The organism is Polynucleobacter sp. HIN8, from assembly GCF_030297615.1.
In the GTDB taxonomy this organism is placed as follows: Bacteria; Pseudomonadota; Gammaproteobacteria; order Burkholderiales; family Burkholderiaceae; genus Polynucleobacter.
Genome location: NZ_AP028139.1, coordinates 1,461,710 through 1,483,201 on the forward strand (window position 1 = coordinate 1,461,710; position 21,492 = coordinate 1,483,201).

Annotated in this window: 25 protein-coding genes; 9 read left to right on the forward strand and 16 right to left on the reverse strand. The window is 45.7% G+C overall.

Going from position 1 to position 21,492, the window contains the following annotated elements; genetic code table 11:
• Positions 1 to 10: 10 nt before the first annotated feature.
• Entirely contained in the window at positions 11 to 853 is an 843-nt protein-coding gene (locus QUE65_RS07625) for an aldo/keto reductase (protein ID WP_286280424.1), read from the reverse strand.
• Positions 854 to 864: 11 nt separating this feature from the next.
• Complete coding sequence (locus tag QUE65_RS07630; protein ID WP_286280426.1) at positions 865 to 2,763, reverse strand: ATP-binding cassette domain-containing protein; 1,899 nt, start codon at positions 2,761 to 2,763, stop codon at positions 865 to 867.
• A 68-nt stretch (positions 2,764 to 2,831) separates the two neighbouring features.
• On the opposite strand from QUE65_RS07630, the gene QUE65_RS07635 reads away from it, so the two are divergent.
• The 4 genes from QUE65_RS07635 to QUE65_RS07650 all read left to right on the forward strand — a co-directional run bounded on the left by QUE65_RS07635 (position 2,832) and on the right by QUE65_RS07650 (position 6,261).
• The gene (locus QUE65_RS07635) at positions 2,832 to 4,463 is read left to right on the forward strand and encodes a peptide chain release factor 3 (protein ID WP_286282495.1); all 1,632 of its coding nucleotides are present in this window, start codon (positions 2,832 to 2,834) and stop codon (positions 4,461 to 4,463) included.
• 139 nt (positions 4,464 to 4,602) lie between these two features.
• The gene (locus QUE65_RS07640; protein ID WP_458574751.1) at positions 4,603 to 5,010 is read left to right on the forward strand and encodes a mobile mystery protein A; all 408 of its coding nucleotides are present in this window, start codon (positions 4,603 to 4,605) and stop codon (positions 5,008 to 5,010) included.
• Between the two features lie 32 nt (positions 5,011 to 5,042).
• Complete coding sequence (locus tag QUE65_RS07645) at positions 5,043 to 5,606, forward strand: mobile mystery protein B (protein WP_286280430.1); 564 nt, start codon at positions 5,043 to 5,045, stop codon at positions 5,604 to 5,606.
• A 1-nt stretch (position 5,607) separates the two neighbouring features.
• Complete coding sequence (locus tag QUE65_RS07650) at positions 5,608 to 6,261, forward strand: histidine phosphatase family protein (RefSeq protein WP_286280431.1); 654 nt, start codon at positions 5,608 to 5,610, stop codon at positions 6,259 to 6,261.
• Here QUE65_RS07650 and QUE65_RS07655 read toward each other — a convergent pair whose 3' ends face one another.
• On the reverse strand, positions 6,262 to 7,875 hold the full coding sequence (locus tag QUE65_RS07655; protein WP_286280433.1) for an NAD(P)/FAD-dependent oxidoreductase: 1,614 nt from the start codon (positions 7,873 to 7,875) through the stop codon (positions 6,262 to 6,264).
• 32 nt (positions 7,876 to 7,907) lie between these two features.
• Between QUE65_RS07655 and QUE65_RS07660 the strand changes: the two genes are divergently transcribed.
• A complete protein-coding gene (locus tag QUE65_RS07660; protein ID WP_286280435.1) occupies positions 7,908 to 8,327 on the forward strand; it encodes a GNAT family N-acetyltransferase in 420 nt (139 codons plus the stop codon).
• Here the strand turns inward: QUE65_RS07660 and QUE65_RS07665 are convergent.
• The gene (locus QUE65_RS07665; RefSeq protein WP_286280436.1) at positions 8,324 to 8,488 is read right to left on the reverse strand and encodes a hypothetical protein; all 165 of its coding nucleotides are present in this window, start codon (positions 8,486 to 8,488) and stop codon (positions 8,324 to 8,326) included. The genes QUE65_RS07660 and QUE65_RS07665 overlap by 4 nt on opposite strands.
• Positions 8,489 to 8,555: 67 nt before the next feature.
• Here QUE65_RS07665 and QUE65_RS07670 point away from each other — a divergent pair, with 67 nt between their 5' ends.
• The gene (locus tag QUE65_RS07670) at positions 8,556 to 8,966 is read left to right on the forward strand and encodes a surface-adhesin E family protein (RefSeq protein WP_286280437.1); all 411 of its coding nucleotides are present in this window, start codon (positions 8,556 to 8,558) and stop codon (positions 8,964 to 8,966) included.
• Here the strand turns inward: QUE65_RS07670 and QUE65_RS07675 are convergent.
• Positions 8,963 to 9,679: a helix-turn-helix domain-containing protein gene (locus QUE65_RS07675; protein WP_286280438.1), complete on the reverse strand. Its 717-nt coding sequence runs from the start codon at positions 9,677 to 9,679 to the stop codon at positions 8,963 to 8,965. The genes QUE65_RS07670 and QUE65_RS07675 overlap by 4 nt on opposite strands.
• Before the next feature lie 172 nt (positions 9,680 to 9,851).
• Here QUE65_RS07675 and QUE65_RS07680 point away from each other — a divergent pair, with 172 nt between their 5' ends.
• Positions 9,852 to 10,832, forward strand: coding sequence for a M23 family metallopeptidase (locus QUE65_RS07680; protein WP_286280440.1), 981 nt, complete (start codon positions 9,852 to 9,854; stop codon positions 10,830 to 10,832).
• Between the two features lie 24 nt (positions 10,833 to 10,856).
• On the opposite strand, the gene QUE65_RS07685 is transcribed toward QUE65_RS07680, so the two are convergent.
• Genes QUE65_RS07685 through QUE65_RS07695 form a run of 3 tightly spaced genes read right to left on the reverse strand, consistent with a single transcriptional unit; the run spans position 10,857 to position 13,445 of the window.
• Positions 10,857 to 11,309 (reverse strand): bactofilin family protein, encoded by a 453-nt coding sequence (locus QUE65_RS07685; protein ID WP_215369613.1) that lies wholly within the window; start codon positions 11,307 to 11,309, stop codon positions 10,857 to 10,859.
• 44 nt (positions 11,310 to 11,353) lie between these two features.
• A complete protein-coding gene (locus tag QUE65_RS07690) occupies positions 11,354 to 12,967 on the reverse strand; it encodes an FMN-binding glutamate synthase family protein (protein ID WP_286280443.1) in 1,614 nt (537 codons plus the stop codon).
• 43 nt (positions 12,968 to 13,010) lie between these two features.
• On the reverse strand, positions 13,011 to 13,445 hold the full coding sequence (locus QUE65_RS07695) for a bactofilin family protein (RefSeq protein ID WP_286280445.1): 435 nt from the start codon (positions 13,443 to 13,445) through the stop codon (positions 13,011 to 13,013).
• Positions 13,446 to 13,599: 154 nt separating this feature from the next.
• Between QUE65_RS07695 and QUE65_RS07700 the strand changes: the two genes are divergently transcribed.
• Positions 13,600 to 14,178: a hypothetical protein gene (locus QUE65_RS07700; RefSeq protein WP_286280446.1), complete on the forward strand. Its 579-nt coding sequence runs from the start codon at positions 13,600 to 13,602 to the stop codon at positions 14,176 to 14,178.
• Here QUE65_RS07700 and QUE65_RS07705 read toward each other — a convergent pair.
• On the reverse strand, positions 14,175 to 15,305 hold the full coding sequence (locus QUE65_RS07705) for an EscU/YscU/HrcU family type III secretion system export apparatus switch protein (protein WP_215369618.1): 1,131 nt from the start codon (positions 15,303 to 15,305) through the stop codon (positions 14,175 to 14,177). The two genes, QUE65_RS07700 and QUE65_RS07705, sit on opposite strands and share 4 nt — an antisense overlap.
• A gap of 195 nt (positions 15,306 to 15,500) precedes the next feature.
• Between QUE65_RS07705 and QUE65_RS07710 the strand changes: the two genes are divergently transcribed.
• Positions 15,501 to 16,382 (forward strand): ParA family protein, encoded by an 882-nt coding sequence (locus QUE65_RS07710; RefSeq protein WP_286280448.1) that lies wholly within the window; start codon positions 15,501 to 15,503, stop codon positions 16,380 to 16,382.
• Positions 16,383 to 16,392: 10 nt separating this feature from the next.
• On the opposite strand, the gene QUE65_RS07715 is transcribed toward QUE65_RS07710, so the two are convergent.
• The 7 genes from QUE65_RS07715 to motA all read right to left on the reverse strand — a co-directional run bounded on the left by QUE65_RS07715 (position 16,393) and on the right by motA (position 21,479).
• Entirely contained in the window at positions 16,393 to 17,286 is an 894-nt protein-coding gene (locus tag QUE65_RS07715) for a hypothetical protein (RefSeq protein WP_286280450.1), read from the reverse strand.
• 35 nt (positions 17,287 to 17,321) lie between these two features.
• Positions 17,322 to 17,621, reverse strand: a complete 300-nt coding sequence (locus QUE65_RS07720) for a hypothetical protein (RefSeq protein ID WP_286280452.1) — start codon at positions 17,619 to 17,621, stop codon at positions 17,322 to 17,324.
• 135 nt (positions 17,622 to 17,756) lie between these two features.
• Positions 17,757 to 18,329: a tetratricopeptide repeat protein gene (locus QUE65_RS07725; RefSeq protein WP_286280454.1), complete on the reverse strand. Its 573-nt coding sequence runs from the start codon at positions 18,327 to 18,329 to the stop codon at positions 17,757 to 17,759.
• Between the two features lie 24 nt (positions 18,330 to 18,353).
• Entirely contained in the window at positions 18,354 to 18,767 is a 414-nt protein-coding gene (locus QUE65_RS07730) for a hypothetical protein (RefSeq protein WP_286280456.1), read from the reverse strand.
• Positions 18,768 to 18,781: 14 nt separating this feature from the next.
• A complete protein-coding gene (locus QUE65_RS07735) occupies positions 18,782 to 19,570 on the reverse strand; it encodes a hypothetical protein (RefSeq protein WP_286280458.1) in 789 nt (262 codons plus the stop codon).
• A 5-nt stretch (positions 19,571 to 19,575) separates the two neighbouring features.
• Positions 19,576 to 20,616, reverse strand: a complete 1,041-nt coding sequence (gene motB / locus QUE65_RS07740; protein ID WP_215369629.1) for a flagellar motor protein MotB — start codon at positions 20,614 to 20,616, stop codon at positions 19,576 to 19,578.
• A 2-nt stretch (positions 20,617 to 20,618) separates the two neighbouring features.
• Positions 20,619 to 21,479: a flagellar motor stator protein MotA gene (motA, locus tag QUE65_RS07745; protein WP_286280462.1), complete on the reverse strand. Its 861-nt coding sequence runs from the start codon at positions 21,477 to 21,479 to the stop codon at positions 20,619 to 20,621.
• Between the last annotated feature and the right edge of the window lie 13 nt (positions 21,480 to 21,492).

Consider the following 21,492-nt stretch of genomic DNA (forward strand, 5'->3'; position numbering starts at 1 on the left):
GGTAATCATATTAAATGATATGTAATGGGGTCTTTTTAAGTGGGGGAGGGAAAGCCCGATCAAGCTCCTCCAAAATGCGAGCATCCAAAAGGATTTCACTCGCTTCTAAGTTTTCCTCCAAACGATCTGCATGGATCGTCTTCGGAATAGCGACAGCAATAGGTTGACGCAAGACCCAAGCGAGCGCAACTTGCGCTGGCGTCAAACCAGCCTGTTTGGCAAGCGCGATAAGCTGGGAGTTGCGTATCAAGCTCCCAGCACCCAAAGGCGAATAGGCCATCAATGCCATACCCTTTTCCTTCATAAGCGGGAGTAAATCGTACTCAATCCCGCGCGCATTAAGAGCGTAATAAACCTGATTACACTTGGTTGCATAGGGACTACCCACATTCCTCTCGGCAGCGAGCCAAGCGTTTACATCCGAAGCGTCAAAATTACTAATGCCATAACTACGAATCAGTCCTCGCTCTTGAAGCGTGATCATTCCCTCTAGGGTAGATTCATAAGAATGAGAGCCTTGCCAATGCAAGAGGTAGCAATCGAGATAATCACAGCCCATCCGTTTGATTGAGCGCTCGCAAGCAGCGATCGTGCCTTTAGTACTAGCATTACTGGGCAAGACCTTGCTCACAATTTGTAGATGGTCACGCGCACTTTTACCCGCATGTTTTAGCGCCTTACCAATGAGCGTTTCAGCCTGGCCGGATCCATACATCTCGGCGGTATCAATCAGCCGATAGCCCATGGCGATGGCTGATGCAATTGCAGTAAGCTCCTCGACTTCAGAGCGCATGCTCTCACCCATTTGCCAGGTTCCTAGGCCAAGACGTGATTGAAAAGAGAGAGTCGTCATTAATCCATCCCTTAGGAATCTGAACGCTGCAATAAAAACTCCCAACGACGCATTGATAGCTCAAGTTGATTCGTCGTCACGATTAATTTTTCTTTTAGGGAAATCATCAATTTCGGATCGTTTTTATAAATTTCTGGATCAGATAGTCGCTGATTAATCAGTAGTTGTTCTTGCTCTAATTCATCAATTTTTACTGGTAATTGTTCAAGTTCAATTTTTTCTTTACTACTCAGTTTTGATTTGGTTGCACTACGATTAGAAACAGGCTTCGCAGGGGTTTTGGCCTCAGCTGGTTTTGGATCATGATCAGAAATGATGACAGCCGATCGTTGTTTCTGTACTTTGTAATCCTCATAACCACCCTCGTACTCACGCCACAATCCGTCGCCTTCATAGGCAATCATGCTAGTGACTACATTATCTAAGAAAGTGCGGTCGTGACTCACCAGAAAAACAGTACCCTGATAGTCTTGTAAGAGTTGTTCAAGAAGATCTAAGGTATCAATATCCAGATCATTGGTGGGCTCATCAAGCACAAGAACATTTGCTGGTCGTGCAAAGAGTCTAGCGAGTAACAAGCGATTGCGTTCACCCCCTGAGAGGGTCAGCACTGGTGAGTTGGTGCGCTCGGGTGCAAACAGAAAATCACCCAAATAACTCTTGACGTGCTTACGTTGATTACCAATTTCCACCCACTCGCTACCAGGACTGATAAAGTCCTCGAGAGTGGCCTCTAAATTTAAACTCTCACGCATTTGGTCAAAGTATGCGACCTCGATGCGAGTTCCGAGTTTGACAATCCCACTATCGGGTACAAGCTCGCCCAGAATTAATTTCAGCAGTGTAGTTTTACCAACCCCGTTGGGGCCCAAAATACCAACCTTATCACCACGCAAGATCGTTGCCGTGAAATTTTTGACAATCGGCTTTTGGTAAGACTTAGAGATATTGTCCAAGTCAGCAACGATCTTACCGCTACGCTCACCGGCAGCAATCGAGAGCTTTACTTGACCCATGGCATTGCGTCGCTCAGCACGCATGGCTCGGAGCTTTTCTAGACGCGCCACACGTCCAACACTGCGGGTTCGTCGGGCTTCAACACCCTTGCGCACCCATACTTCCTCTTGGGCTAACAATTTATCGGCTCGCGCATTTGCTAAGGCTTCGGCATTGAGCTCTTCCTCTTTCACAAACTCGTAGCGGCTGTAATTTCCAGGATAACTGCGCAATAGCCCGCGATCGAGCTCCACAATTCGTGTAGCGACTTGATCTAGAAAGCTACGGTCATGGGTTATAAAAACAATCGATCCTAAATACTCATTGAGAAGACCCTCTAACCAAGTAATGGAATCCAAGTCCAAGTGATTGGTTGGCTCATCGAGCAATAGCACATCAGGTTGAGTGACGAGAGCTTGCGCGAGCGCTACTCGTTTTTTGGTGCCGCCCGAAAGCATTCCGATGATTTGATCGCTGTGTAAATGCAAGCGATTTAGGATTTCGGATACGCGCTGTTCCCAGTTCCAACCATGACTCGCATCAAGTTGCGATTGCAATTGATCCAAACGCTCCTGATTGGCCTCATTCCAGTCTGCTTGCGCGAGTGTCTCGTATTCCGTTCGGAGGTACTTGATATTTGCTATCCCCTCCGAGGCTGCTTCAAAAATGGTATTTTTTGAATCCAAGATTGGTTCTTGAGCGACATATGCAATGCGTAGTCCTTGTTGGATCTGCAAAAGACCATCATCGAGTTTTTCAATTCCTGCCAAGATCTTAAGGAGCGATGATTTCCCAGTACCATTTCGACCGATGAGACCTACACGCTCACCTTCCTCGAGGGCAAGGTTGGTTTGATCTAATAATGGGTGATGACCAAACGCGAGTTTGGCATTAGTGAGTGCAATAAGCGCCATAACCCATCATTATCAACGGTTTAATGAGTCTGGGCACCTTATAATGGTGGTTTTCCTGAGGTATATCTATTAACTCCCCCGATACATCATCCGCACTTTCTACTCAGGATGAGGTTGCTCGTCGTAGAAGCTTTGCCATCATCTCGCACCCGGATGCGGGCAAGACTACGCTTACTGAAAAACTACTCCTTTACGCTGGTGCCATTCAAATTGCAGGAAGTGTAAAAGCCCGCAAAGCAAGCCGCCATGCCACTTCGGATTGGATGGAGATTGAGAAGCAACGCGGTATCTCGGTCGCCAGTTCGGTGATGCAAATGGAATACCGTCATGCGATCATTAACCTTCTCGACACACCTGGACACCAAGACTTTTCGGAAGATACCTATCGGGTTTTAACCGCAGTGGATTCAGCTCTGATGGTCATCGATGCGGCTAATGGTGTGGAGCCCCAAACCAGACGCTTGATTGACGTGTGTCGTGCACGGCATACGCCCTTGGTCACTTTTATTAATAAGCTTGATCGCGAGGTGAAGAAACCTCTCGATCTGATGGATGAGATTGAAGCGGCCTTAGGTATGGCGGTAGTACCGTTTACATGGCCAGTAGGGATGGGCAAATCCTTTGCTGGCGTGATTGACATCATCAATCACCAAATGCGCTTATTTAAAGCCGGTGAAGATCGCGTTACTGACGACTCTAATGTAGTTATGTCTTTGGATGATCCAATGCTAACTGAGCGTTTTGGTAGCGAATTAGAGGAGGCCTTAGCCGAAGTTGATCTTGTCAAAAATGCGATGCCAGCTTTTGATCGTGAGGCTTTCTTAGCAGGTGAGCAATCCCCAGTCTTCTTTGGCTCTGCGATTAATAATTTTGGCGTACGCGAGATTTTGAACACCTTGGTTGATCTCGCTCCAGGGCCTGGATCACGCAAGGCTGTACAACGCCAGGTCGAGCCTCAGGAGAAAAAATTTACTGCGGTGGTATTTAAGATCCAAGCCAATATGGACCCAGCGCACCGCGATCGGGTGGCATTTTTACGAATTTGCTCAGGCCACTTTGAGCGGGGCATGAAACTCAAGATCGTGCGTAATGGTAAAGAGATCAGGACAAATAATGCGCTTTCTTTTTTATCGCAACGGCGTGACATCTTAGATGAGGCTTTTCCTGGGGACATTATTGGCTTACCTAATCACGGCCTCTTACACTTAGGTGACACCCTCACCGAAGGTGAAGAGTTGCAATTTACTGGTCTGCCTTTTTTCGCGCCCGAGATCTTTCGGATGGTTGAGGCAGCCGATCCAATTCGTAATAAGCAACTTCGCACCGGTCTCATGCAACTTGGTGAGGAAGGAGCAATTCAAGTCTTTCGACCCATGAGTGGCGGCACGATGCTATTGGGTGCGTTTGGGCAGCTGCAGTTTGAAGTCGTTGCCCACCGTCTGCAATCCGAGTACGGCGCAGAAGTACGCCTCTTACCAGCACGCTACACCATGGCACGATGGGTTACTTCTGAAGATCCAGTTGCTCTCAAAAAGTTCATGACAGAAAACAATCACCGCATGGCCGAAGATGTCGTTGGCGCATCGGTCTTTTTAGCAGCACATAAATCGGAGCTCGATGTCGCACAACAACGATGGGAGCAAATCGAGTTTCATGCACTACGTGAGCACGCGGGTCTTATTTATCAAACCGAGATGTAATCAAGCGCTCAAGAAGCTTAATTTTCACTGATTATTTAATACTTATAGGTTATAATTAAATTATTATAATTAACTTATAGGTTAATAAATGACCAGTCGATTTGAAAAAATTCAAATATATCAATTAGATAGTAGCTTAATGCCTTGGCAATCAATTCGGGGTTTGGCAAGGCCTCACCTTGGCTGGGCAAAGGCAATTCGCCAAGGCCTTGGCATGACCGCGGCCGCTCTGGCTAAGCGACTGGGGATTAGCCAAGCGGGCGTGGCCAAACTGGAGAAAGCAGAAATAGAGGATCGCATTACCTTGGCAAGCCTTCGAAAACTAGCCGATGCACTCAATTGCGAAGTGCATTACGCCTTGGTACCTCGTGAACCAATTGAGGCGATGATTAAACATCGAGCATACGATTTAGCCAGAGAAAAGCTCGCAACAGTTTCTCACTCGATGGCGCTAGAAGGACAACAGGTTGATCAACCAAACCAGGAAAAGCAACTGGAATTTCTTGCTCAAGAACTTTTGGCTGGACCACGACGGGATCTTTGGTGATTCAGTTTGAGTATCCGTTTGGGTCTACCCCCTTGGACCCTGATGAGGTTATTGATTTGTTTCCGAGCCACATTAGGAATCAGGCAGATCTCAATCTATGGGAAGAGGCAAATATTACGCAGGCTGAGCTCTGGGTGAATAAACGTCAACGTCAATTCCATATGAGTACCGTACTGACTGAAGGTTTTGTTCGTGAACTTCATCGCCGGATGTTTAATAGAACCTGGCGCTGGTCTGGAACCTTTAGGAAAAGTAACAAAAATATCGGGGTGGACTGGACTCAGATATCAGTAAAGCTCAATGATTTATTACTTAATACCATATATCAACTTGACCACTCCGCTGATGCAATTGATGAAATAGCTACTCGCTTTCATCATCAATTGGTCTGGATTCATGCATTCCCAAATGGAAATGGACGCCATGCACGATTGATGACTGATTGTCTATTAATGACAAAGGATATGAAACGCTTTAGCTGGGGAGCAAATTACGCCTCAATTAGTACGGATTTACTTCGTACAAAATATATTGACGCTCTGCGCAAGGCTGACCGATCCGATTACTCTGAATTACTTTCTTTTGTAAGAGCCTAATATGCAAGCCCAACATCAAACTCGTATTTGCTTTGTGCGCCATGGGGAAACGGATTGGAATGTCGAGAAGCGGATGCAAGGGCATACTGATATCCCGCTCAATGCCAATGGCATCATGCAAGCCGATCGCTTAGCGAAAGCATTACTAAAAACCGGACAACACTTTGATTGCATCTACTCCAGTGATTTAGAGCGAGCTTTTCATACTGCAAAGACCATTGCGATTCCCCAGTCTTTGGATGTCCTTATCCATCCTGATTTGCGTGAGCGCCATGTGGGTAAATTGCAAGGATTGCTTTTAGCGGATGCACCGCGGGTAGAGCCGGAACTATGGCAGCGTCACCTCACTCGAGAGTTAGACTTTGACCTCGGTGGTGGCGAAAGTATTGTGCAGTTTCATGCACGAATGCAACGCATGCTCAATCATTTTTTTGTGAAGCATGCTGGCAAACAGATCCTAGCGGTAAGCCACGGTGGGGCACTAGATATGATCTACCGCATCGTCACACAGCAAGCTTTAAATGCCGAGCGCGTTGCGGTTGTACCGAATACATCATTAAATTGGATTACTCATGATGGGAATACTTGGGCAATTGAGCGCTGGGGTGATACAAGTCACCTTACGGATTCTGTGCTCGACAATATTGAGATCTAATTAGGTGCTCGTAAGATCTAGTGCAATCGCTTCAGCCACTTTGATGCCGTCAATCCCTGCCGACATAATCCCGCCGGCATACCCTGCTCCCTCACCGGCTGGATAAAGTCCTTTGGTGTTAATACTTTGATAGTCTGGTCCTCGTTTAATTTGCAGAGGAGACGAGGTTCGGGTCTCAACGCCGGTCAGAACTGCATCGGGCATCGCAAAGCCTTTAATCTTTTTCTCAAAAGCAGGAATGGCCTCTCGAATCGCCTCAATCGCATAGCCTGGCAGACTCGTTGCAAGATCGGTGGGATGCACGCCGGGCTTATAGGACGGCACAACCCCACCAAATTCAGTAGACGGCTTACCTTGTAAAAAATCACCGACCAGCTGTCCGGGTGCCTGGTAATTCGAGCCACCCAAGATAAATGCCCTTGATTCCAATTCGCGTTGAAAGGCAATGCCTGCCAATGGTCCGCCTGGGTAGTCGCTCGGATCAATCCCCACCACAATCCCCGCATTAGCATTGCGCTCATTACGCGAATACTGGCTCATGCCGTTCGTAACCACTCGATTCGGCTCTGACGTGGCGGCTACCACGGTGCCCCCTGGGCACATGCAAAAGCTGTAGACCGAACGACCATTCTTAGCATGGTGCACTAACTTATAGTCGGCCGCCCCAATCAATGGGTGACCCGCATGCGGTCCCAAGCGTGCACGGTCAATTAGTGACTGAGGATGCTCGATCCGAAAGCCAACGGAAAATGGTTTGGCTTCCATATACACGCCCGCATCAAGAAGCTTTTCAAAGGTATCGCGCGCACTATGGCCCAGCGCTAACACCACATGATCGGCACGCAGATACTCGCCACTTTCCATGTGCAAACCCTGTAGCACGTGATTGTCAATATCAAAGCCAATGACCTTTTGACCAAAGCGTACCTCACCACCCAGATTAATAATTTCTTGGCGGATCTTTTCCACCATTCCCACCAACCGAAAGGTACCAATATGCGGTTTAGAAACGTACAGAATTTCCTCAGGCGCACCTGCTTTGACAAACTCATGCAAAACTTTGCGACCATAAAACTTGGGGTCTTTCACTTGACTCCATAACTTGCCATCCGAAAATGTGCCGGCCCCGCCCTCACCAAACTGGACATTTGATTCTGGGTTCAAAATCTTTTTTCGCCATAAGGCCCATGTATCTTGGGTACGCTCGCGTACCGCCTTACCGCGCTCGAGAACAATGGGCTTCAATCCCATTTGCGCCAAGAGCAGTGCAGCAAAAATTCCGCAAGGGCCAAAACCAATCACCACTGGTCGTAAATCGGATTTTGCCAACCGGTGATCGCCGGACATGGCAACGAAGTGATATGACGTATCAGGGCTCGGTCGGACATGGGGATCATGCATGTGTTTTTTGAGAACATTTACTTCATCTCGGACCGACACATCGAGGGTATAAATAAAGGTAAGGGTACTATTCTTACGAGCGTCGTAACTGCGCTTAAAGACTTCAAATCGAACAAGATCCTTTGAGGCAATACCAAGCCGAGTCAGAATCGCTGCTTCCAATGCTTGTGAGGCATGATCAATGGGTAAGCGAAGCTCAGTAATCCGAATCATAGGCCATAACAATAGCAGTATATGATTTATTCATGCAAGAAATCCGAATCATGAACTGGGAGGAGGCAAAGCCCCTAGCCTACCCGATTCGACTTACCGTATTTGTAGAGGAACAAAAGGTGCCCAAAGCGCTCGAACTCGATGCCGATGATCTGCTGGCTTGGCATGCCATTGTTTTTGAAAATGGGAAGGCAATCGCTACAGGCCGACTAATTAGGGACGGCAAGATTGGTCGTCTTGCAGTTCTCAAGCAGTATCGAGGCCAAGGATTTGGAAGTAAATTGTTGAAAGCCCTTATGGACCACGGCAAGAATCTGGACATCCTTGATTTTTACTTACACGCCCAAACTTCAGCCATCGGCTTTTATGAGCGACTTGGGTTTAAGCCGATTGATTCTGAATTTAATGAGGCTGGGATTGCGCACATCAAGATGGTGCTAGAACACCGTTAAAAGTATTTCTTCACCTCATCGTCATCTTTGGAACGAAACCATGCTTGACAAAATAGAATCAGAAAACCAATTGCAAAATAAATCACATTACCTGTATTAATAAAGGCAATTATTCCGCCAATGGTTGAGAAAATTCCCAATAAACTCCAAAAAATGCTCATTTGTACTCCAAATAATGTTTTAAGATTTAGATCTAATTACTTTATGCCATTTTACAATTTTTGAATCATGAAAAAATTTTTTCTACTTTCAATCCTTTTACTTTTAGCGGCGCAACCTGCTTTTGCTAAGTGGGTTTTTATTTCAAAAGATGGTCAAGGTAATTCTTATTTTTATGAAGATACCAAAGTGGTGAAGGACCCCGCTTCAGACCTGGTGAGTTCATGGCAAATGATTAGCTATGTTGAGCAAATGACTGCACCGAATGGTCAGGCAGTCTATTCAGTGCTTCAGGACATTTCGTATTTTTGTCGGCCAGGCTTTGAAAGCTACAAGCAGTTTTATATTGGCTACTATTCAGGAATTGATGGCGGTGGAGTTCCCGTTGAAAGTGAAGATACCCGAAACTCCAACTGGGAACGAGTCATTCCCGATACCATGAGTGAATTGTTATTCGACTTTTTCTGTAAAAAGATTTAGTTTTTGGGTGGCTCGGGATTATTCGCTGGTTTTGTAAAGTAATCAGCCGGGAATACCATTTCAACCCCAGAAGACTTTCGCAACCAAATCTGGTTGTTGTAGCGAACATAACACGCGCGGGTAACATTTCCAAACGAGCTCTCAAAATAGGCAAATAACCAATTTGGCTCCTCCCTACCGTTTTCCCATTTGCATGTCTCTGAAGTAATGACCAAGCGCTCTCCGTAAGCCGGCATAAACCCAACAATATCGGCACGGGCATAGAAAGAAAAAAACCCTCCAACACCTAAAATCACCAGAATTAGATAGAGGCTTATTTTTTGATAGGACTTTAATTTTTTCTGTCCACCAGTCTCTTGGGTGGCAAGCAGTATCTGATCAAAATTTTCTTTAGCGATTGTTTGGTGCAACTGACTTATCGACTGTGCGGAATCTTTTTTATGATCTGGCCGTTGCTTAGGCACGTCATCAGCATCGGCATAAATCAAACACTCTTCTTCGGATAGACCTAATATTTTTGCAATCTTTTTTGCAGCAATCAACTTAATCGCTGGTGAGTAGAAAGCGCTCGTCTCGCCGTTTTCGATTTGTTTAACCTGACTCTCCGTCAATGAAGCCATCTTGGCAAGATCCAAATATGACAGCTGAACATGCTCCCTCGCTCGGGTAAACACGTCCCCCTGAATTTTAGGAAGATTGGCTTGATTGGTCATAAAACAGCATTAATCTCTATTTTTGATGAATGATAACAATATGTGGAGCAGACGAGAAGGCATTAATTTTCCATAATAATCAATATCTTATCTATTTATTTGCATTAAAAAAGGGTAAAGAATCACAGTTTTTCATTTAAAATGATGCACATTCTGACAAAAGGTCAATTCCATGCAGCTAATTTGGATTTCCGGAGCCACCTCAAAGGTTCAAAAATTCAATATCACCCCCAAAGGTTTGATGAAAATTGGGTCAGTGATTGGCGTTTTTTTCCTATTGTGCGGCATGGGAGTTCACTTCATCGGCTTTAAGGTGGCCTTACAGGTTCGCCCTGATTTTGCCCGCTCACTCAGCGGTGTCGTAACGTTTGAAGAACTCGATGCACTCGATGCGTCCTACAAAGAACAGTTGGTTCAATTGCAAGAGCAGCTTTCAAAATCCCTTGAAAAAATTACTGAACTCAAAACACTCAAAGACCGGTTTGCAGATCTTGCCACTCCAGCGCCGGTGAAAAGTAAATTCAATGAGCCGAGTTCTGGTGCCCGTGGCGGCCCATTAAAACCATTTACCTTTAAAGTGGATGCCAATAAATCAATCGATAAAAATTTTTCCGAGACAGTACAAAGCTCAAAAGACTTAAATCAAATTCTGACTAAGTTTAAAAATGACTGGTCTCAACAATATGATTGGTTAAACCAATTACCGATTGGTATCCCTGTGGCGTCCCAGTTTGGCTCCATGAGTAGTAATTACGGAATGCGAGTTGATCCATTTACGAAGAACTTGGCATTTCATTCCGGTATTGATTTCCAGGCAAGTCCAGGCACCGGAATTGTTGCTAGTGGCTACGGCACGATCAGTAAAGTCGGTACTGATGCGGTGTATGGCCGTTACGTTGAAATTAGTCACTCGGACGGATTTGTCAGTAAGTATGCGCATGCTCAAAAGGTATTTGTTAAACAAGGCGAACAAGTATCCAAGGGTCAATTGATTGCTGAAGTGGGTTCGACAGGGCGTTCGACAGGACCCCATTTGCACTATGAAATTACCCGCAATGGTAGCAATCTCAATCCAGCTCAAGTTTTGCTAATGCCTAGACAAAATAGCCTTGCCACTAGCCCCAAATCTGGAACTGCAGTTGCCAGTCAGTGATATTTCACTGTTGTATTGATTGAATTAACTGTTGTCGTCTTCGCGATTAAATTGCTCAAAGATTTCCATTGCCTCTGCGGAGATCTCTTGAGGCTCGTCAGGGTCAATACGAGACATCGTGCCGGTTAATTTGGCACCCTGCTCAACCCCAATTTGGCCATAAATGACCTCCCCATGAATATCAGCTCCATCATGAAGCTCGGCGCGCTCTGAGGCGTAGATATTACCTTCGACCCGACCTGCAATGAGTGCTCGATAAGTATTAATGTTGCCCTCCACCATGGCAGTTTTACCAAGCGCCACCGTGATATTACTCCCCGGGGGTGATTCGATATTACCGATGACCTTGCCATCGATACGAATACTTTCAAAAGCAGCAATGTTGCCCCGAAAGACTGTTCTGGGGCCAACAATTGTCTCAAAGGATTCGACGGTTGGATCCAAAAAGCGGATTGCAGGATTTTTTTTCTTAGCCATGGGTATCGTGATACTAATTCAATTAGAAAAACTACGCTAGATGTTTACCAAGCCGATGCTTGGGCCAAGCTCCATTGTTTTCCTAATCCATGCATTTGACTGTCTAGAATTTGCTCAGCTTGCGCAGTGAGTAAAGCGCCTGCCGGAATTTTCATCAACTGGTCCCCTAACGGAGTCAGCTTAGTTTGCGTATCCCGCCGCAAAATTAAATCTTCAGTAATCGCTTCATGATCACGTATTCCCGCTGCTGCGCACATCTCTGCAAAGGCTAATAAGGTTTCATGATGAAAACGGTAGACGCGTTCACTTTTATCCATGGGATTTAAGGCACCCTGACGCAAACGATCTTGGGTAGCAACCCCGGTAGGGCAATGATCGGTATGGCATGAGCGCGATTGAATACAGCCAATCGCAAACATAAAGCCGCGTGCTGAATTACACCAATCAGCACCAATGGCTAAGGCACGCATCATGTCAAACGCACTCACAATTTTTCCAGCTACCCCAATTCGAATTTGATCGCGCAACCCAACGCCTATTAACGAGCTATGAACCAATCGAAGCCCATCTCGCATGGGTATCCCAATGTTGTCTACAAACTCGACGGGCGCTGCACCAGTACCCCCTTCACTGCCATCAACCACAATAAAATCCGGGTAAATTTTGGTTTCAAGCATTGCCTTAACAATCGCAAACCAATCTGCAATATTTCCGATGCAAAGCTTAAATCCAACGGGCTTACCATTTGACAATTGGCGTAGTTCTTGAATAAACAAACACAATTCTTTAGGTGTATGAAAAGCAGAATGGTTCGCTGGGGAAACGCAGTCTTCACCCATGGGAACGCCGCGCGCCTGTGCAATTTCGGGGGTAATCTTAGAAGCCGGTAATACCCCGCCGTGTCCAGGTTTGGCTCCCTGCGAGAGCTTAATCTCAATCATTTTGATTTGCGGATCTAATGCGGTAGCCTTAAAGCGTTCTGGATCAAATTGACCACTGCTGTTGCGGCAACCAAAATAACCCGATCCGATTTCCCAAATCAAATCACCGCCATATTTTCGGTGGTAGACGGAAACGGACCCCTCACCCGTATCATGCGCAAAGCCACCCTTTTGAGCGCCACGATTTAAGGCCATGATGGCGTTGGCCGATAAAGCCCCAAAACTCATGGCAGAAATATTAAATAAAGAAATGAAATAGGGTTGTGTGCACTGTGCGCCACCGACTCGCACCCGTAAAGACTCCACACTGGGGGGATTAATTGGGTTGCCTCTTTGCAACAAAATTTCTGCGCTCGGCTTATACACATCTACAAGCGTTCCAAATGGTCTTTTGTCTGAAGCGCCCTTAGCACGCTGATACACCAGCGCACGCTGAGCTCTCGAAAAAGGGATTTCCTCGTTATCCGACTCTAAAAAGTATTGCCGAATCTCGGGGCGAATGAATTCGAAGAAAAAACGTAGATGCCCGATTAGGGGATAGTTACGCAAAATCGCATGATGACTTTGCATGAGATCCATGAAACCAACGATAGAAAAACCAACAAAGATCGCGCACAAGAGCCAAACATGATGGCCACCTGGGCCAACAATGCAATACAAACCGCTCAGAATTGCTATGAGAATACTAAGTATCCAGGGAATAAATCGGGCGGGCACCTAATCCCTTTCGCTTGAGAATAGTCGATCAGCTCAGCAACAATTAAACTGCCTTTAGTTTGGCTACGGACTCAGATTTGGGGGTAGCTTGCAAAGACTCAGCGTCATCCAATAAGCAGTGCAATTGGCCGTTGACACGAGCATCCGCATGAATAAATATTTGACCGTAATCAATATCACCGTTCACGATAGCGCTTGGATAAATTTCGAGCCGATTTTCAACCCGCAAATTTCCCTCAACACGACCAATCACAATTGCGTTTTTACACGTAATATCACCACGCATTACGCCATTCAGGTCGACTACGGCAGTATCTTCGGTTGCTAGATCAAATTTTAGGTTGCCAATGCATTCGCCCGAAATGAGCAAGTGCCCTTTAATAATCTGATCACCTTGAATAAATGATCCTGCGCCAATGATGTTGTTAAACACCAAATTCGTAGGCGTCGCAGGATGTTTTGGCTGAACATTAAACATGGTTGTCTCCATAACTGCTATTTCAGATCATTCTAAGCTGAAATAAACCAATTTTTGTTACGGCCCAAGCAAAATGATTAGGGTTAATACTAATCATTAATTTAGTCAATTTCAAAACCCCTTGAATTATTTGGAGATATCCTAAAATCAGATCATGATTCAGAAAATTCATTTTTTTCGCCTGCAGTGCTTATTCATCCCTATTTTTTCAGCCCTGATTATTTCTGGCTGCGGTAAGGGCGAAGTTGATAAAAGCAAACCAACCGTATGGCTACCAGATACCAAAGCTGAACAGCTGCCCATTTTGGGCTATCAGGGGATCAATTTTTCAGGCTCCAAAGAGCAGATTAAGAATCAATTTAATTGCACCGAATACGAACTAACCTTAAGTTGCAAAATTAAGGTGGATGGCAATGAAGACCACGTCTGGGCAATCTATAACGAATCAGGACGAATGATCTTGATTAAAAAAGAGCTTGGCTACTTCAATAAGGAGCAAGCTCAACAAATCATCGAACGGTTCACTCTGAAGTATGGCTTGGACCACGAGCCTACCGAGGGTCAATTAAGCGCTTTTAATGCAGGCCTTCGCAAAACCAAGACCTATTTATTTGGTAAAGGACAAGTCGCCTTTCAGGTGGGCAGAAGCCTAAACAATCGGAACGAACTGATGCTGGTCTACTATTTTCCAGAGGACGTCGGCGCCGCCTTTGCCAACAGCATTCAAAACTAAATTAGTGCTCTGCCAGGTTTTAGTACATCGGGTTTGAAACTAATTTCAGGTAAATCTTTATTCATGCCGGTATCTTTAACCTCATAAGCCCATGCTAAGACCATGGCAATTGCTTCAAATAATGGGGCGGGTATCGACTCGCCAATATCCAATTGATTAAATAAGTAACGTGCGAGAGCGGGTATTTGTGCAATTGGAACTTCGTGCTCCTTGGCAACTTCACGAATTCGTAAGGCAACTTCGTCTGCACCCTTGGCCAAAATAATCGGGGCAGACATTCTTTGGGGATCATAGCGAATCGCTACGGAGTAGTGCTCAGGGTTTGCCAAGACCACATCGGCTCGTTCAATTGCCGCCATCATTCGGGAAGAGGCAATCTGACGCTGCCTTTGTCGCTGTCGTGCGCGCAGTTCCGGAGAGCCTTCGGTCTCTTTCAGTTCCTGTTTCATTTCTTCCGGACTCATCTTGATTTGTTTGCGAAAGTTAAACCATTGCAATACCGCATCACCAATGGCAATCGCTAATAAGGGAATCATCAATAAGATAAATCCGTTAAAGATGAATACAGTGGTATTTTCAAGCGCAAGATCAAAATCAAGATCAACAATCGAGCGAATAAAAGCAAACAATCCGTATAAATACGCAAAACTAATTCCTAAAATCAAAATGGTCTTAAAGATATTCTTAACAACCTCCAGTAAAACCATTACCGAGAACATTCTGGCAAATCCAGCAAAGACATCGAGTCGCTCCAAATTGAACTGCAGAGCAAAGTAAGCTTTGAAATTAACCAGAAACAAAGGTGCGAAGATGGAGATGATCCAAATCACCAACAGCACAACCGCACAGATAAATAAAACAATCAAAAAGGCTCCGGATGCCCATTCTGAAATTCGATCGATCAAACTAATTGGTTTAGAAAATTGCAGTCCGGATTGCATCATGATGACAAGCTGACGCATCAACATAGGGCCAGCCGTGATCAGAAAAATAATGAAGCCCAGTAACAAAGCAAAAGTCGTAATGTCTCGCGATTGGGGAAGTTGCCCCTGCTCCCGCGCCCGCTGAATTCGTCGCTCGGTCGGTTCTAGTTCGCGGTCTTGCGAGTCGTTTTGATTTTCGGCCAAATGAGCTCCAGGCAATCAATTTAGGAACTGCTGATCTATTTCTATTATCCCCAATGCCTTCTGATTTAGGGCAAAACCCTGATATTGGTCCTTTTGTGCGGTAAAAAAGCCAATAAATCAAAAAATACTTGTTTCAAATCAATAATTTATATAGTATTTACCTTCAGTTCTTCAATGGCGTGAAGGTGTCTGCTTATGGAAACCATCAAAATTCTTGTAACCAACCAAAAAGGTGGGGTTGGTAAAAGTACCATTTCGGCGAATTTAGCTGCTTACTTAGCAATTCAGGCGGGGAAGAAGGTTTCTTTAATCGACTTTGATAAGCAATCGTCCGCTTCGCGCTGGGCAAGCAAAGCGCCGGATATTGGTATCGATATTCATCAAGCCAAGCTGGACTATAAAAATAGTGGTTTGACACTCCTCGATGCCCGAGCGATGTTGCGTAACTATTCAATTAATTCAGATATTTGCATTTCTGATCTAACCTGGACCCATGCAATTCCCCACGAATTCTTGCTTGATTTTGATATTTTGTTAGTGCCAAGCTCCACGTCGAAGTTTGAAATGGCAAGTACCGAGATCTTTATTCTTGAGTACGCGCAACTGTATCTTTCGCGCTTTTCAAATAACAAACAACTGATTTTGATTGCGCCTAGCAAAGTCAATCATGACTTCTCGCCTGCAACAGCATTCACAAATCTTGAGTTTCTGAATAATTGCCTCATCGCGCCACCAATCTATTCGGCGCCTGATATTGATCAATATGTCTATCACGACTTCCTATTTTTATCACAGGATCAGGCGGTCGCCGATAACTTTCTACGCTTTGGTGAATACGTCCACGAAAAGATTATCGCTTGCTCGGTTGAAAAATCACGCTCTTCGAATACGAATAAATACATGGGCCTCACTGGTAAAAAATTGAGCATCTTGGATGATTACCGCTTAGGTCGACTGCGCGCCCGCAATGGTGAGGCAGGTGATCAAGAGACGAAAGAGGTGATTTCTAAAAAGGTGGGTGAAATGACCAGCAATTTCATTCCCCAATTCCTAAGAAAAGATAAGGGTAGTAGCTAGTTTGCTACAGTCAGTTTTGCTGCGGATGAATCGTATTTAAGATAGCAATCATTTGTAAATACTTAGGGGGCATTCCAAAGGATGCGGCATTTTCTACCCCCATTGTCTTGGTTTTTGATATTGCCTTAAGAATCTCCCCATCGAGCTCAATCTTTTTTGGAATCTCATCAAGCTCATAGCCGCCATCGGCTTTCGCAACCACGATTTTTTGGACACTGGGGAGATCATTTTTGATCAACACAATCCATGTATCCGTTAACAATGTGCTATTTCGATACAGACCCCACCGCCCCCAGTAGGTATCTTTATCAATAAAGTACGAATCTTCCTCATACACCTTTAAATCACTCCCGCTGTATTGATAATGCGAGACCGCATTCTCATAGAGATCGGCTACAAAGAAATGAATGCGCTCATCCTGAGAGATCTCAATTTGCATCAAATTAGGTAGCATTGCCTCATAAGCCTTCAGATCCAACATGCACTGCGCAACGCGTGTTTCTGGGTTGGGGTGGGTCGCACCGTGCATAAAATCAGACTCTTTGGCTTTTGTTCCATCGGGTAGGTATTCATCGGCAAGCCGCTTAATCGCTGCAAAAAGAGCGATTGAACGGTTCGATAATCCGTATTTACTAATCCAATACTTCTCAATTTCGAGAGTGGTCTGAGATAACTGCTTAAGTAGCGACTCGTCTTTTTTGAAGTGCGCGCTGTAGTTATAAAAAACTTGATTGAGACGCTCCTCCGCACCACTCTCCGTGGGAACTTTTGCGTGCCAAAAGTCATTGAAATCTTGGTAGTTTGCTCGGGAACAATACGGTAAAAATGCAACCACATTGAAAAGTGCCTGACACATATGGTCAGCACCCGTTTTACCGCCTAGAACGGCATCAAAGAGACCCACGTCTATTCCTTATCGCCCGTTAGCCCAAGAATGGGCTAGGGTGTAACAGCGTCTTTCTTAAGACGCATGAGTTGTTCAGCTTGCTCTTTTCGACGCTGTATCTTGCGATTGCGCTCATCAATTTCATAGTTGTAGAGGAGGCGCTCGTACAAGCGCTTACGCAACAACTCGGAGAGCAAGGCAATCAAAAATAAGTTAAAAAACATCCACCACCGATCCGCCACGAGGAGGATGTCGGCAATTCCAAGGCAAAGTACGCTCGTTAAGCGCAGCCAATTGGTTTCAGCAAACTCGACAACATTCATAATTAACAGCTGGATTTTTAGCAGGAACATCTTTATATCAAAAAATGGCGGGATTTGCCATTTTGATCATCCCCAAGTTTGTGCAAAGTTGGGGGGTGCTACTCAGAATTTTAGCAGTTTTAAAACACCGTTATTTTTATAACTATTTGATTTATATATATATTTTTAAGAATTTGGATCGGCATTGAGTTGCTTGAGCATCGCCTCACACTCGGCTTGAACCTGCGGATTAAATTTAGCTTTATAAGCCTCTGCTTCAGCCTTGGCAATTGGATTTCCAGTTTGGGCGGAGAGCATTAACCAAGAATATGCCCTTGGTGGATCCTGGGGCACTCCACGGCCATCCATATACATTTTGGCTAAGTTATAGCGCCCCACCGAGTTACCGGCAAGGGCCGCCTTCTTAAACCAGTACACGGCTTTGGTTTCATCTTTATCGAGATCAACCCCATACTCATGGCGACCTCCTAATTCCACCATGGCCAACTGGTTGCCATGGTCAGCGGCCTTACGCATCCAATACCATGCTTGGTTCAGATCCTGCTTTGTACCGATGCCTTGCAAGTACATTAAGGACAAATCGTATTCAGCCCGAATATCGCCTGCTTCAGACATCTTCTTAAATAGCTCAAATGCTTTTGGATAATTCCCGCCCTCATAGGCCGAGCGTGCCCGTTGATAGTCCGAGCAAGCCAAGAGACTTAGGCTTGCAAGCACGATGATCAATAGGCGGGTCATGCGGATTAAAAAATGCCTAAATGATTAAATCTTAGCCGGAGCCTTGGTAGGAGGTGGGGCTGGGGCTTTCGGTTTTTCGGGAGGAAGATCCTTGAGATCATCATCCTCTTCTGGGCTGTCAGCGGGTTTTGGGGCAAGCGCAGGTAATTTAGGTTCAACGCGGTAACTCGCGCCGAGATCACCACCTACCAACCGAGCAAAGCCGCCAATATAACGACGCCCTAAATCAGGGTAATACGGCTCACTGGCTAAATACCCTTTACTCCGAATACAGGCGGGCGTATTAACACTACCCTCACAGCTTGCAACCGCTGATAAACGCCCTACTTCGTATTGCTCACCCAAGAAGAATAGGAACACCACAAATGCCAATGGCGCCACTAACCAAATCAGTAACTTCTTTAATAACTTAAACACTAAATCGACTTTTGGATTCATGATGAACGCTCTCCCTATTGCCGATTGATTTTACTTTGTTCTAGGTCGACCTGAGTCGTTTGGCTGGATGATTTACGCCAATTTATTGCCACTGGATCGTTGTGCAAACGTGCGTAGATTTCAATGGTTCGCGGATCGTTATGAAGGGCAGTATTTTTCATGGCGTTATACATATCGGCCGCCGCATTTTTCTTACCCTGATCTAAATAGGCCATCGCGGCGCAATAGTAAAAATCGGTGGCTCTGTCTTTATTTTTAAGACCAAGATAACCGTTATCCGCAATATCGCCTAAATACTTGCAGGCATCTGGGTTCTTAAGCGCCGCATTAATCGTTAGATTCTTCTCAGCAATCCGAAATTGATCAAGCGAATGTCTTCGAAACACCGTTGCCGACAGAATAAAATCCGGATCAGTAATTAGCATGGCTCGACCCACATAATATCGGCCGCGCTCATAAGCGATCAATCCTCGATAGTAGGATGCATCTAAATCTTTTTGCTTGACCAAATCATCGAGTCGATCCGTAATGCGAACTAGGGCTGAGCTGTATTTATATACCTCGTCTTCTGGCTCAATGCATTTTGGGTTCTGAACACAGGCAATCGCAAGCACCATTTTTCCGTGCAATCGTACATAGCGTTGGTATAGCTTCTCCGCTTCACTCGCAGGTGCTGCGCTCGCTTTTTTGGTGGGAGTCGCGGCGCTCGGATCAGTAGCGGTCTGAGGCGATTTCTCTTTAGCAGACCAAGCCAATCCGCTCAATGCCAAAGTAAGCAGCGTGATGATGATCCGAAGGGTCATGGTAGCTACCTATTCTCGGACTTTTGGTTTGGTTTAGCCGGCAACTCGAGTTGCGGATTTCGAGGGGATTTTTTCTCATCCTCTTTTGGCATAAATTGAGCGGGCGCCCGTAAATTCGGAGGAATCTCTTGGGTGCCAGGTTTTACGTTATCCGGTAATTTTTCAGCCTTCGCTTTCTCATACGACACTTTGTCCGCATTATTAATTGGCTTTTTGTTGAGGATCGTAATTGAGATTCGACGATTGAGTGGATCCTTCGGATCTTGCGTATTCAATGGAATGGTGTCGGCAAAGCCAATCACCTGAGAAACCTTTGCTTCATTCAAACCGCCCGCAACCATTTCCCGGCGTGCAGATAGTGCGCGCTCGGTTGAGAGTTCCCAATTACTGTATGCCGCATTAGCGCTATAGCGCGTGTTATCCGTGTGGCCCTCGATGCGGATCGGTTTGGGTTCATTCTTAAGGGCGCTGCCAATAATGCGTAATAGGCGTTTAGCCGTGGGTGTCGGTGTAGCGCTGCCAGTCGCAAACAGAGGTCTATTTTTCTCATCCACCACCTGAATTCGTAAGCCCTCGGCCGAGATATCCATAAAGATTTGACCTTTGGCATTGCGCAACTCGGGGTCAATATCGATCTTGCTATTGATTTCGTCGCGCACCATCTCATTGCGAGTCCGATCCTTGCGGGCATTTTCCACATCCGTCACTGAAGAATCACTCATGCGACGCTGTTCGGTATCCGCATCGGCACGATTTTCTTCGCCAACGACCTTGGAAATATTGTCACCACCGCCCTTGATAATTCGGGTGGCATCCCCTGAGCCTTGGCCACCGGATAGGGAAACCCGCAGAGGATTTTGGAAGTACGCTGAAATACCTGCTAGGTCACCTGCGGTTGTGGATCCCAATACCCACATCAGCAGGAAGAAGGCCATCATGGCCGTTACGAAGTCTGCGTAAGCAATCTTCCAAGCGCCGCCGTGATGTCCATGTCCGCCTTTTTTAACGCGCTTGATGACAATTGGCGGCGCGTCATTTTTGGCCATGGTTATTTACCTTTAACGGCTTTAGTGCCCTCATCCAACTCTGTAAAGGTTGGACGCTGGTATGTGAACAGTACTTTGCGACCAAACTCAACGGCTGCAGCAGGTGGAAAATTATTAAGACTTGCTATCAAAATGGCTTTGACTGCCATGTAGGAACGGGTTTCAGCTTCCAAGTTTTGCTCCATGACCTTAGCTACGGGCGAAACGAACGCATAGGCTAGCAAAATACCTAGGAAGGTTCCAACCAGTGCGGCACCAATCAGCTTACCGAGTTCGGCAGGTGGCAAGCCAATCGATCCCATGGTGTGAACCACCCCCATCACCGCAGCCACAATACCGAAGGCGGGCAAACCGTCGGCAACGTTGGTGACCGAGGCCACTGGGATATGAGCCTCCTGGTGGTGAACCTCGAGCTCCTGTTCCATTAAGCTTTCAACTTGGATTACATCCAATGATCCGCCCAGCATCATCCGCAAATAGTCGGTAATGAAATCAACCAAATGATGATCTTTGGTCACTGAAGGATATTTTTCAAATAATGGACTTGATTCGGGTTCCTCGATATCGCCTTCGAGAGACATCAAGCCATCGCGCTTAATCTTTTGCAAAATCTCGAACATGAGGCAAAGCAAATCCAAGTGCATTTGCTTCACAGCACTTTTTGTCTTAAAAGCACCACCCAAAGCTGCAAAGGTCTTTTTAAGATTGGTGATGTTGTTGGAGGCAATCATCGTGCCAACCGCTGCACCCACAATGGTGAGAACCTCGGTAGGTTGCCACAAAACGGCGATATTTCCGCCATGGAGTGCGTAGCCTCCAAGGGCACATGCCATTGCGATGATCCAACCGATTGGAATATTCATGCGTTTATATCGT

Excerpts from the sequence above, each read along its gene's own strand:
- QUE65_RS07625 (WP_286280424.1), bottom strand. The coding sequence starts at position 853 with ATGACGACTCTCTCTTTTCAATCACGTCTTGGCCTAGGAACCTGGCAA.
- QUE65_RS07630 (WP_286280426.1), bottom strand. The coding sequence starts at position 2,763 with ATGGCGCTTATTGCACTCACTAATGCCAAACTCGCGTTTGGTCATCAC.
- QUE65_RS07640 (WP_458574751.1), top strand. The coding sequence starts at position 4,603 with ATGCCTTGGCAATCAATTCGGGGTTTGGCAAGGCCTCACCTTGGCTGG.
- QUE65_RS07650 (WP_286280431.1), top strand. The coding sequence starts at position 5,608 with ATGCAAGCCCAACATCAAACTCGTATTTGCTTTGTGCGCCATGGGGAA.
- QUE65_RS07655 (WP_286280433.1), bottom strand. The coding sequence starts at position 7,875 with ATGATTCGGATTACTGAGCTTCGCTTACCCATTGATCATGCCTCACAA.
- QUE65_RS07660 (WP_286280435.1), top strand. The coding sequence starts at position 7,908 with ATGCAAGAAATCCGAATCATGAACTGGGAGGAGGCAAAGCCCCTAGCC.
- QUE65_RS07665 (WP_286280436.1), bottom strand. The coding sequence starts at position 8,488 with ATGAGCATTTTTTGGAGTTTATTGGGAATTTTCTCAACCATTGGCGGA.
- QUE65_RS07670 (WP_286280437.1), top strand. The coding sequence starts at position 8,556 with ATGAAAAAATTTTTTCTACTTTCAATCCTTTTACTTTTAGCGGCGCAA.
- QUE65_RS07675 (WP_286280438.1), bottom strand. The coding sequence starts at position 9,679 with ATGACCAATCAAGCCAATCTTCCTAAAATTCAGGGGGACGTGTTTACC.
- QUE65_RS07680 (WP_286280440.1), top strand. The coding sequence starts at position 9,852 with ATGCAGCTAATTTGGATTTCCGGAGCCACCTCAAAGGTTCAAAAATTC.
- QUE65_RS07685 (WP_215369613.1), bottom strand. The coding sequence starts at position 11,309 with ATGGCTAAGAAAAAAAATCCTGCAATCCGCTTTTTGGATCCAACCGTC.
- QUE65_RS07695 (WP_286280445.1), bottom strand. The coding sequence starts at position 13,445 with ATGTTTAATGTTCAGCCAAAACATCCTGCGACGCCTACGAATTTGGTG.
- QUE65_RS07700 (WP_286280446.1), top strand. The coding sequence starts at position 13,600 with ATGATTCAGAAAATTCATTTTTTTCGCCTGCAGTGCTTATTCATCCCT.
- QUE65_RS07710 (WP_286280448.1), top strand. The coding sequence starts at position 15,501 with ATGGAAACCATCAAAATTCTTGTAACCAACCAAAAAGGTGGGGTTGGT.
- QUE65_RS07720 (WP_286280452.1), bottom strand. The coding sequence starts at position 17,621 with ATGTTCCTGCTAAAAATCCAGCTGTTAATTATGAATGTTGTCGAGTTT.
- QUE65_RS07725 (WP_286280454.1), bottom strand. The coding sequence starts at position 18,329 with ATGACCCGCCTATTGATCATCGTGCTTGCAAGCCTAAGTCTCTTGGCT.
- QUE65_RS07730 (WP_286280456.1), bottom strand. The coding sequence starts at position 18,767 with ATGAATCCAAAAGTCGATTTAGTGTTTAAGTTATTAAAGAAGTTACTG.
- QUE65_RS07735 (WP_286280458.1), bottom strand. The coding sequence starts at position 19,570 with ATGACCCTTCGGATCATCATCACGCTGCTTACTTTGGCATTGAGCGGA.
- motB (WP_215369629.1), bottom strand. The coding sequence starts at position 20,616 with ATGGCCAAAAATGACGCGCCGCCAATTGTCATCAAGCGCGTTAAAAAA.
- motA (WP_286280462.1), bottom strand. The coding sequence starts at position 21,479 with ATGAATATTCCAATCGGTTGGATCATCGCAATGGCATGTGCCCTTGGA.